This window comes from Bacillus sp. CH140a_4T, from assembly GCF_008923725.1.
In the GTDB taxonomy this organism is placed as follows: domain Bacteria; phylum Bacillota; class Bacilli; order Bacillales; family Bacillaceae_G; genus Bacillus_A.
Genome location: NZ_WBPF01000021.1, coordinates 447601 through 457913, shown reverse-complemented (window position 1 = coordinate 457913; position 10313 = coordinate 447601). Strand labels below are relative to the sequence as shown.

The 10313-nt window shown below is 34.8% G+C and carries 10 protein-coding genes and 2 pseudogenes; 9 read left to right on the top strand and 3 right to left on the bottom strand.

Annotated elements, in window-relative coordinates; all coding sequences use genetic code 11:
• Nucleotides 1-302 (top strand): annotated as a pseudogene (locus F8162_RS29165) (RNA-guided endonuclease TnpB family protein); the annotation flags it as partial.
• Between the two features lie 244 nt (nt 303-546).
• Nucleotides 547-894: pseudogene (locus F8162_RS24075) on the top strand (group-specific protein); the annotation flags it as partial.
• Between the two features lie 127 nt (nt 895-1021).
• Here the strand turns inward: F8162_RS24075 and F8162_RS24070 are convergent.
• Complete coding sequence (locus tag F8162_RS24070; protein ID WP_151630626.1) at nt 1022-1939, bottom strand: excalibur calcium-binding domain-containing protein; 918 nt, start codon at nt 1937-1939, stop codon at nt 1022-1024.
• Nucleotides 1940-2147: 208 nt separating this feature from the next.
• Here F8162_RS24070 and exsG point away from each other — a divergent pair, with 208 nt between their 5' ends.
• From exsG to F8162_RS24055, 3 genes are all read left to right on the top strand, one after another.
• Complete coding sequence (gene exsG, locus F8162_RS24065; protein ID WP_000395678.1) at nt 2148-2300, top strand: exosporium protein ExsG; 153 nt, start codon at nt 2148-2150, stop codon at nt 2298-2300.
• 162 nt (nt 2301-2462) lie between these two features.
• On the top strand, nt 2463-2672 hold the full coding sequence (locus F8162_RS24060; RefSeq protein ID WP_151630625.1) for a hypothetical protein: 210 nt from the start codon (nt 2463-2465) through the stop codon (nt 2670-2672).
• Between the two features lie 248 nt (nt 2673-2920).
• Nucleotides 2921-4504, top strand: coding sequence for an esterase/lipase family protein (locus F8162_RS24055; RefSeq protein ID WP_413226536.1), 1584 nt, complete (start codon nt 2921-2923; stop codon nt 4502-4504).
• Between the two features lie 154 nt (nt 4505-4658).
• Here the strand turns inward: F8162_RS24055 and F8162_RS24050 are convergent, their stop codons facing one another.
• Nucleotides 4659-5207, bottom strand: coding sequence for a preprotein translocase (locus tag F8162_RS24050; RefSeq protein WP_151630623.1), 549 nt, complete (start codon nt 5205-5207; stop codon nt 4659-4661).
• Nucleotides 5208-5636: 429 nt separating this feature from the next.
• Here F8162_RS24050 and spoVS point away from each other — a divergent pair, with 429 nt between their 5' ends.
• Nucleotides 5637-5909, top strand: a complete 273-nt coding sequence (spoVS, locus tag F8162_RS24045; protein WP_088096245.1) for a stage V sporulation protein SpoVS — start codon at nt 5637-5639, stop codon at nt 5907-5909.
• A 118-nt stretch (nt 5910-6027) separates the two neighbouring features.
• Here spoVS and F8162_RS24040 read toward each other — a convergent pair whose 3' ends face one another.
• The gene (locus F8162_RS24040) at nt 6028-6834 is read right to left on the bottom strand and encodes a hypothetical protein (protein WP_151630622.1); all 807 of its coding nucleotides are present in this window, start codon (nt 6832-6834) and stop codon (nt 6028-6030) included.
• Nucleotides 6835-6943: 109 nt separating this feature from the next.
• Between F8162_RS24040 and F8162_RS24035 the strand changes: the two genes are divergently transcribed.
• The 3 genes from F8162_RS24035 (at nt 6944) to F8162_RS24025 (ending at nt 10290) form a co-directional block, all read left to right on the top strand.
• Nucleotides 6944-7591 carry an HD domain-containing protein gene (locus F8162_RS24035; protein WP_151630621.1) on the top strand — a complete coding sequence of 216 codons (648 nt, stop codon included), beginning with the start codon at nt 6944-6946 and terminating at the stop codon, nt 7589-7591.
• Complete coding sequence (locus F8162_RS24030) at nt 7588-9483, top strand: ABC-F family ATP-binding cassette domain-containing protein (protein ID WP_061679547.1); 1896 nt, start codon at nt 7588-7590, stop codon at nt 9481-9483. The genes F8162_RS24035 and F8162_RS24030 overlap by 4 nt, the downstream gene beginning before the upstream one ends.
• 75 nt (nt 9484-9558) lie before the next feature.
• Nucleotides 9559-10290, top strand: coding sequence for a Bax inhibitor-1/YccA family membrane protein (locus F8162_RS24025; protein WP_001260642.1), 732 nt, complete (start codon nt 9559-9561; stop codon nt 10288-10290).
• The last annotated feature ends 23 nt before the right edge of the window (nt 10291-10313 follow it).

Below are 10313 nucleotides of genomic sequence, written 5' to 3'. Positions count from 1 at the left end.
AAGAAGGTATACGATTTTTCAAACAAGAAGAAAGCTATACTTCAAAAGCTAGTTTTCTTGATAAAGATCCGGTTCCAGTTTGGTCTAAGGATGATAAGGCGCATTATCACTTTAGTGGCAAAAGAATTACTCGTGGTCTGTACCAAAGTAAAGCAGGAACATGTATCCATGCTGATATTAATGGTGCGCTGAATACATTGCAAAAATCAAGAGTTGTAGAATTGGATGGCAATCTGAAAGTGAAAACGCCGATTCTATTAGAAGTGCAAAAACGTAAGGCTGTTGCTTTGCGCATAGCTTAGTGGGTGTGTCAACCATCCATGTGTACTCGACTTGTCGGGGCTTGTAGCACACGCCGGATTCATCTGAGTGGTGCAAGTGGGAAAACGATTGTTCGTTTCAAGTACCAACCAAAAATATACTTGGGGTGTTACCATAAGGTGGCATGAATGCTAGAGCGTCAAATTGTCTAGCGATAGATGAAAAGACCTAGCGTTCTAACTCAAGCCCCGACTGAAACGTTTCATCTCAGTGGGGGTAGTTGACAAAGTATTGTTGGAAATAGGAGTAAACATTCGTACAAATAAACTATTTTATAAAATTCCTATTAGCGCACTGAATGGCCAATGTATGGCAATATACAAGTACTCAAAGCATAATTGGGGTGGACCAAATAGAGAATTAAAAGAATGTGAAATAGAACTCATCAACTTTAATGAATATAGAGAATTAAAGTAATTAAATATCTGCACAAAAGAATATTACAGAGAGGAATATGAAAAGGGTAGAAGATTCGGGATGTTTCACCTAATTCCACATGTTCTTGTCAAAGGGAAAGTGGAGGTGAAACATATTGAAATCATTAATTGGAGTATAGATCCCGTTAATGATTAATATTACAAGTATTTAAAAAATAAGATGCTATTTTAAATTGATATATTGCTTACAAGAATGGTAGAGTAATTAGATTTTATACGTAACAGTAAAAAAAGAAGCTTCTACTAAGCTTCTTTTTTCATTACTATTTTTCACATGCAACTCCATCGCCATCACGATCAAGTTTAGAGCTATAACCTGGTTGTCCTTTATGAATAGGAGCTTTTCCAGCCTTTTTAACTTCAGTACAATTTTTGTAAGTTACATTATTATTGTTACTTGCAGCTGGTTTTGTTTGAGCTTGCTCTTCGGCCTGGCGTTTTTGCTCTTCTTGTTGTTTACGAGCTTGTTCATCAGCTTGTCGTTTTTGCTCTTCTTGTTGTTTACGAGCCTGTTCATCAGCTAGACGTTTTTGTTCTTCTTGTTGTTTACGAGCCTGTTCACCAGCTAGACGTTTTTGTTCTTTTTGTTGTTTACGAGCTTGTTCATCAGCTAGACGTTTTTGTTCTTCTTGTTGTTTACGAGCTTGCTCTTCTGCTTGACGTTTTTCATCCTCTTGCTTACGAACTTGTTCTTCTGCTTGACGCTTCTCATCTTCTTGCTTTTGGGTTTTTTCGTCTGCTTCTTTCTTTGCTAGTTCTTTTTTCTTCTCGTTCTCTTTTTGTTCTGCATTGTTAGAAGCAACTTTTTTACTAGTTGCTGTCGTTTTTTCAGAAGTAGGGTTTGAAATACTTGATAACACACCAAAAATGACAAATAAAATAGCAGTGATAATAAATTGTTTTTTTGCTACACCTGTCTTTTTAATTACAGATAAGATTGCTAGCACAAGGAAGAAAACAAATAAAACAAAACTTAAAATAGAAAAGAATTCAACAATGGGGTTATTAGAAGTCTCAGCACTAGTTATTATTAATACAATCGAAATCATAAAAAGAATAACGGCAGGACGACCGTATTGTTTTGCTTTTCCATTTTTCTTAAAGAATGAAATGATACATAGAATTAAAAGAATAAAAGCAATAAAAAATAAAGCTGCACCAATATTACTCAAAATGGCCATTTTTATACCTCCATTTGTAAGATTTTCACTATTGATTATATAGGAACTTATTGGATATTACACGATTTATATAAATTTAGAAAATTAGTATTTTTAATAGATTTATAAACATTAATTTAATATATAAGGAAAAATAGATGTATTTCCTATTACATTTTTAAAGAAAATTCATAAAGTGTAATATATCGATTGAAAGGAGGGGGTTTAAATGGAATTTCAATTATTGGTAACTTGTATATTACAAGAAGGTAATGCTTTCTTTTTAGTAACGAAAGTAGACGATGTTATTACGTTAAAAGTACCGATTACTGCGGGAGTAGCAGGTTTATTCTTAGCTTTAGGTGTACCAAGATGTTCTTAATTTAAATCTCTACAGTAGAAAGAGGAGGACAAGCCTCTTTCTACTAGTACATAATTATTTTATGTAAACTAAAATATTATTTTAGTAATAGCACATTTAAAATGGACATGCATATACTATAATGTTTTTTAAGTTATGAAAATAAAAGAGGTGCTATTATATATGAAAAGAAGAACATTTGATATTCCAGTTACATTACGAAGAGAGTGGTTTTTAATAGAATTAGCACATTTAACGAAAAAATATGGAATTGAAATTGCAACTAGCAAAATGGAATCTGCACCGTTTTTAAGAGATCAAGTTACGGAATCCAAATTAGGATCAGGGCTCCAATACGATAAATATGATGATGAGTATATCATTGATTTATAAGAAAGAAGCTGCGTATAAAAGGTTATAATATAGACCTTTTATACGCAGCTTTTTTAGTTGGAAATGTGTTGAGAAATTTTTAATGAGTCCAATAGGAAAAGGAATGGATACATGTTGAGAGAATAACGTTTCATAAGAAAGGACAGTTACTATTTTTCACCTATAAAATAAGTAAGAAAAAACTAGAGTAAAAATAGTGCTTCCTTTCAAAAAAAGGGGGAATGTTAATGAGGATTTTGAAAAGGTATATGTTATTACTTCTCGCATGTTTTATTATGACTCCGATGGCTGTTAGTACGACGGTAAAGGCGGAGGAAGTAAAAGAAATTAAAACGGGATTTCCAGATAAAGAAGTATTTGCACCTGGAGAATGGTTTTTAGGTCAAAAACCTGCAAATTATGATGAGAATAAGCCTCCAATTCTTTTTGTACAAGGAAGGAATGGGAATGCTGATAGTTGGTATGGTAAGACAGTGTATCATGATATAAATGATATGTATGATTATGCTTTGAAAGCAGGCTATCAAACAGTTTTTATACAATTATATGATGCTGCTGGAAAAGGGTCAGCTAGTCAGTGGGACAACGGAAAATTGTTAGCACAAAAATTAGAAGAAATATATAATCATTTCGGTAAAAAAGTTAATATTGTAGCACATAGTAAAGGCGGTATTGATACACAGGCTGCATTAGTAGGATATGGTGCAAATCGATTTGTCGGAAATGTTATTACACTTGCGACGCCACATCATGGATCAAACTTAGCGGATTTATCATATAGTTGGTGGGCAGGATGGCTTGCTTCTATATTAGGTCAAAAAGATGATGGTACGTATTCATTACAAATGGGGGAAATGGCAAAGTTTCGTTCAATGATTGATAATAATCCAGCAGCTAAATTAAACCGTTACTATACGGCTACTGGGACTAGCTGGGGACCAGTATTTTCTGCTTTATCTATGGGTGGGTTATATTTGTCATCATACGGTTCAAATGATGGATTAGTAAATGAGTGGAGTGCTAAGTTACCGTATGGAACGCATTTATTTACAGATTCCAAATTTGATCATGATAATATACGAAAAGGATCTGCTGTTTTCTCTCGCATTGAACCATATTTACGCACATCAAATGTAGCCGTACCAGCTTTAGTAGCATCGAGTACTAGTTCAAATGAAAATATAGAACAATTAAATACAACTTCAAATCAAAACATTTTAGGAGGAGAATTGCCACAAAATCAGTGGATAGAGCAAACCGTTACAGTTGATAAAAAGGCAGAAGGAATCGTTTCTATCTTAACTGCTTCTTCTGATGTAGACGTACAAATGATATCACCAAAAGGAAAAATGTATACAAATAAGGATAGCGTTATAACTACTGGTGAAGGTGAATCTTTCTTTGGTGGTGCGACAATTAGAACTTTTAAATTTGATAAAATGGATGTAGGAGAATGGAAAGTTAAAATGATGGCGAAGCAGTCGAAAGATGCATATTTAGTTGTAAGCGATTACAAGAGTGACGCACCATTTGTTCTCCAAATGCCTACAAAAGTTAAAGCGAATAAATCTGAGTATAAACTGAAAAAATCACCTGTGGCACCTGAAATGAAAGGGGATCTTTCCATAACAGTAAGAGTCGTGAATAAAGAAGGGAAACTAGTCTCTGAATACAATGAACTACAAAATGTTAATAACAATACATTTACTGGTGCTTTGAAGGACATAAAGCAACCAGGAGTATATAACGTTACGATGGATATAAAAGGGATGAATAAAGAAGGGCAACCGTATAATCGTACAATTGTTAAGTCGGTTTATGTGGAGAAGTAAGAAAGAATGAGAAGTTTTTAATATGAAAAGTACCGAACTTTTGTAGAAGAGTTCGGTACTTTTTTCATGTTTATTAGATTAACTGAAAGATACAATGGAATTTATGTTCGATGATGGGAATTTAAAGAACATTATTCAATAAAAAAGATGCTTATTAACTTAGTTTTATAACTGTTAATTCAACTGCATTGATACCATTATCACAAGTTATAATACTTTGACGATTAAAACCACTATTATTTTTCAGTTGAAGAGTTGAATTAGCGGGAACTGTAACAATCGTTTCGCCTACTAGTTGAAGACATTCGTTATTTGATGAAGTATTCGTTTGAAAAGCAAAGTCACCTTGACTATTAGCAAGTGGATTATTATTTAAAAATATAGTCATGACTGGGATATGTGGAAATACAGGATTTAAAGTAGTGTTTATAGTAGAAATAAAAGAAACTCTATAATCCCCCGCTTGACTAAATTGTATAGTAGTAGGATTTAGTAAGGAAACTCCTCCTGCTATAGGGCCAACGTGATTAAATGGAAAAGGACCTCCAAACGGAACAGTTATAAACTCAGTTTGCCAAAAAGTACCGTATGCCGGACAGCTTTTTTTATGTGAATGGTCGCATGAACATTTTCTATATGAACTAGAAGAGGAGTTGCATGAGCATTTTTTATATGAGTTTGAATAATGATAGTATGAACCCAATATATTACCTCCTATTATGAATGAAGTGTATACTCATAGTAGTTTATGCCTGTCTTATATAAAAGGTGATAGATTTGGAGTATAAAAGTGCTAATACGATGAAATATAGTAATAGAATAGTAGTTGTAACAATTTTTGAAGAAGAAAAGGTTAATGATTTGGTGAAAATATCAGTGGGATATCTTGAAAGATTGAAGTAAAGCAGGCACGCATATTTTAAGCGAATGTCTGTTTTTTAAAACGTTTGTATATTAGAGTTTATGATTGTTTCCCTTTATTTACGTTGTGGTGCAGGAAGAAGACGAAAAGTATCGAATGAATGTACATATGTAGCATTGTTTGCTTTTGGTGTGAATAGTAGTAAAAGATACGTTGAAATATTTTAAACCGTAACAAAAGAGCGATTAAATAATAGAGGGAGCAACTTACATGGAAAATATATTAAAGGTATCTTCAAAATCAAAACCAAATTCAGTGGCAGGTGCAATTGCAGGTGTACTAAGAACAAGTGGAAATGTAGAAATCCAAGCGATTGGGGCGGGTTCTTTAAATCAAGCAATTAAAGCAATTGCGATTGCAAGAGGATTTGTCGCTCCAAGTGGAATTGATTTGGCCTTTGTTCCGGCATTTCAAGAGGTTACTATTAATGATCAAGAAAGAACGGCGATTAAATTAATTATTGGTCCTAGAAGGAAAAGGTAGTTGCAGTAATTCAGTATTGAAATGATATTTAACATAACAAATAAAAAGTGTCACAAATGCTTATAAACCAGGCATTTGTGACACTTTTTTTGTTTTATTTAACATGAAATGAACAACCCTAAAACTGCTCATTCTTCTCCCAAGACTCAACAATATAATGTGCAATCGTAGGATTGAATCCTTTCCCAACTAAAAACATAATCGCAGCAACTTCTGTTAAAGCATGTTTGTGTGATGTATGTTTTGCTTCATTTAAACCATAATCTACCCAAGGTTTAACGAAATCTAGTACAGGTTTTTTTAAAGGTAAAAACTGTGTACCGACAACTTGTTGAATTTGTTGTTGTGTTGGTTCTGTAATTGGTCCAGGCGGTAAGATTTGTGGTTGTGTCGGATCAATAGTTTGTGGTGCCGGTGGTGAAACACGTGCGTCATAGTTTGGTTGATACATTTGTGGTTGATATTGTGGGTGTTGAGGCTGAGTTGCGTATGGATTTTGTTGAAATTGTTGTTCTTGATTTTGTGGTGCTGCATATGGATTTTGAGGGTATTCATAATTTGAACGTGAGTCGTATGGATTTTGTTGATATTCAGTTTCTTGATTTTGCGTTGTTGCATATGGGTTTTGCTGAAATTGTTGTTCTTGATTTTGTGGTGCTACATATGGATTTTGCTGATATTGTTGTTCTTGACTTTGCGGTGCTGCATATGGGTTTTGAGGGTAATCATAATTTGGACGTGTGTCGTATGCGTTTTGTTGATAATTAGCTTCTTGGTTTTGCGTTGTTGTGTATGGATTTTGTTCGAATTGTTGTTCTTGTTCCTCATATTCCTCATATTCCTCATATTGTTCTTCATACCGTTGTTCCTGTTGCTGAGGGTAAAATGGTTGTTGTGGATACGGCGGTTGATTATTATAGAACATATTTATTCCTCCTCCATGATGATGCTTACCACTCAGTGTATGGGCGGACAAGAAAATATGTGATGAAAAAATGCGGGCGTGTTACAATAAGTAACTGGGTGAAGATAAAATGACAAAACAAGAAAAGATTCAAAAAACAATTACTTTTGTAAAACATATTTTAGAAAAAGATGCGAGTGGGCATGATTGGTATCATATTGAACGCGTACATAAACTGGCGATTTCTTTATCCGAGCAAGAAGGAGGAAATCGTTTTATAATTGAAATGGCAGCATTACTTCATGATGTGGCAGATGAGAAGTTAAATGAAAGTGAAGAAGCAGGAATGAAAAAAGTTTCTGATTGGTTAGAAGAGTTACATGTGGAAGAAGAGGAAAGTAAACATGTTCTACATATCATCGCCAATATGTCTTATAAAGGTGGTCATGGCGGTAAAGTGGAGTCACTTGAAGGGAAGATTGTTCAAGATGCAGATCGCTTAGACGCCCTTGGAGCAATTGGAATAGCTCGCACATTTGCGTATGGTGGAGCGAAAGGGAGATTAATGTATGATCCAACTATTCCTCCACGTGAAGTGATAACGAAAGATGAATATAGAAAAAATAACGATCCATCTTTAAATCATTTTTATGAAAAACTTTTGAAACTAAAAGACTTAATGAACACGAACGCAGCAAAACAAGAGGCTGAAGTTCGTCATCGTTATATGGAACAGTTTATTGAACAATTTATGAAAGAGTGGAATGCACAAATATGAAAATGTTAACTGTGGAAAACTTATCGAAATCATACGGAGAAAAACCGTTATTTGATGGATTATCATGTAGTATTACAGAAGGACAACGTGTCGGAATTATTGGTGTAAACGGTACTGGTAAATCGACATTATTAAAAATTATTGCAGGGTTAGAAACTCCTGATACAGGTGATATGACGCATTCACGTGGTTATACAATTAGTTATTTATCACAGCAACCAGAGTTTGATGAAAAACTAACAGTATTAGAGCAAGTGTTCCATGGTGATACACCTTTAATTCGTCTTCTTCGTGATTATGAACAATCGTTATTAAATATCGAAAAAGATCCAAGTAATGAAAAAGTACAGGAACAATTATTTGCAGTGCAACAACGTATGGATGCGATGAGTGCGTGGGAAGCAAATGCAAATGCAAAATCGTTATTAACGAAATTAGGAATAACTGATTTTACAGCAACTGTTGGAAATTTATCTGGTGGACAGAAAAAACGTATTGCGATGGCGCAATGTTTTATTGAAACACCGGATCTATTAATTTTAGATGAGCCTACGAACCATCTTGACCATGAGACAGTGGAATGGTTAGAGGAATATTTGGCACGATATAATGGTGCCGTATTACTTGTAACCCATGATCGTTATTTCTTAGATCGTGTGACGAATCGTATTTTCGAATTAGATAATGGAAAACTGTATAGTTATGAAGGGAATTACAGTACATTTTTAGAAGCGAAAGCACTTCGTGAAGAACAAGAAATTGCGCAAGAATCAAAACGTCAAAACTTATATCGCCGTGAACTAGCATGGATCCGCCGCGGTGCAAAAGCTCGTTCGACAAAGCAAAAAGCACGTATTCAACGATTTGATGAGTTAAAAGGTCAAGAAGGACCAGCTGCAAAACAGTCCGTTGATATTGCGCTTAGCGGGAGTCGCCTTGGAAAAAAAGTACTTGAGTTAAAAGATGTAACGAAAAAATTCGGTGATAAAACGGTATTACACAACTTTAATCATATAGTGAAGCCGGGCGATCGCATCGGGATTATCGGAGCGAATGGAAGCGGGAAATCTTCTCTTTTAAATATGCTTGCAGGTAAGCTATCTCCTGATAGTGGTGAAGTTGAAGTAGGACAAACTGTAAAAGTTGCTTATTATACGCAAGAAAATGAAGAGATGAATTTAAATCAGCGTATGATTGAATACATTAAAGAGATTGCAGAAGTGATTCATACGACAGATGGAAAAGTAATTGGTGCATCTCAAATGCTAGAACGTTTCTTATTCCCGACGCATTCACATGGTACACCGCTGGGTAAACTATCTGGTGGTGAAAGAAGACGTTTATTTTTATTACGTATTTTAATGGGCGAACCGAATGTACTATTACTGGATGAACCTACGAATGATTTAGATACACAAACATTAACAGTACTGGAAGATTATTTAGAAGATTTCCCAGGTGTCGTTTTAACTGTATCGCATGACCGTTACTTCTTAGATAAAGTAGTAGATGAATTGTTCATCTTTAGTGGCGGAGGCGAAGTGCGTGAATTCCTAGGTAGTTATACGGACTTTTTAGAAATGGAAAAGACGAAAGAACTTATTGAGAAGGCGGAAGTTCAAAAAGAGAAAAAAGTGGTAGAAGAAGCGCCGAAACAACAACGTAAACGTAAACTCTCATACAATGAGCAGCGTGAATGGGAAACAATTGAAGATACAATTGCCGAACTAGAAGAGAAAATTGAGTCAATTGGAGAAGAACTTGCGAAAGTTGGATCTGATTTTACGAAAGCTCAAGAATTGTCTGAAGCACAGCAAAAAACAGAAGAAGAGCTAGAAAAAACGATGGAAAGATGGAGTGAACTATCAGACATCGTTGAAGGATTAAAATAAAAACAAGCTGCATATATTGAAAAGTAAAGAGAAAAACTTTACACTGTTGGTAGAACCTATTTTAGGAGGGAAAAAATGAGAACATCTAATCCAATGTTGAAAAAAGAGGCATTCCGTAAAGAGGGAGCAAGTGCTTCTGCGATGACGATTGGCGGAACAGTAGGCAAAACGTTTATTATGCTTATCTTGCTACTTGCAACGTCTGTCTATTCATACATACAGATGATAGAGGGTACGATGAAAATGCCAGTATTAATTGGTGCTTTAATCGTTGCGGCAATCATCGCATTTGCGTCTATGTTCTTCCCGCGTATTTCACCTTTTGGTGCACCAATCTATGCGGCGGTAGAAGGGGTTGTATTAGGTAGTATTTCAGCTGTTTATACAATGAAGTTTGGCGATTCTATCGTTTTAAATGCTGTATTACTAACAATCTCAATTCTGTTTGCAATGTTAGTGTTATATGCAACACGCGTAGTAAAGGTAACGGATAAATTCCGTACAGGCGTGATGGCAGCGACACTTGGAATTATGGTTATGTACTTAGTCGTATTTCTACTAAACATGTTTGGTGTAACGGTTCCGTACATTCACCAAGGCGGTACAATCGGTATTATTATTAGTGCAGTTGTTATCGTAGTTGCTGCATTAAACTTATTACTAGATTTCGATTTAATCGAAAATGGTGTACGTAGTCAAGCTCCGAAATATATGGAGTGGTACACTGCAATGGGACTAATGCTTACATTAGTTTGGTTATACTTAGAAATTCTTCGTTTTGTTTCTTACTTTACGAAAAATGACTAATAAAAAATCCTGCATGAAAAATG

Coding starts and splice junctions, on each gene's coding strand:
- F8162_RS24040 (WP_151630622.1), bottom strand. CDS start 6,834: ATGTTCTATAATAATCAACCGCCGTATCCACAACAACCATTTTACCCT.
- F8162_RS24025 (WP_001260642.1), top strand. CDS start 9,559: ATGAGAACATCTAATCCAATGTTGAAAAAAGAGGCATTCCGTAAAGAG.
- spoVS (WP_088096245.1), top strand. CDS start 5,637: ATGGAAAATATATTAAAGGTATCTTCAAAATCAAAACCAAATTCAGTG.
- F8162_RS24060 (WP_151630625.1), top strand. CDS start 2,463: ATGAAAAGAAGAACATTTGATATTCCAGTTACATTACGAAGAGAGTGG.
- exsG (WP_000395678.1), top strand. CDS start 2,148: ATGGAATTTCAATTATTGGTAACTTGTATATTACAAGAAGGTAATGCT.
- F8162_RS24030 (WP_061679547.1), top strand. CDS start 7,588: ATGAAAATGTTAACTGTGGAAAACTTATCGAAATCATACGGAGAAAAA.
- F8162_RS24070 (WP_151630626.1), bottom strand. CDS start 1,939: ATGGCCATTTTGAGTAATATTGGTGCAGCTTTATTTTTTATTGCTTTT.
- F8162_RS24035 (WP_151630621.1), top strand. CDS start 6,944: ATGACAAAACAAGAAAAGATTCAAAAAACAATTACTTTTGTAAAACAT.
- F8162_RS24055 (WP_413226536.1), top strand. CDS start 2,921: ATGTTATTACTTCTCGCATGTTTTATTATGACTCCGATGGCTGTTAGT.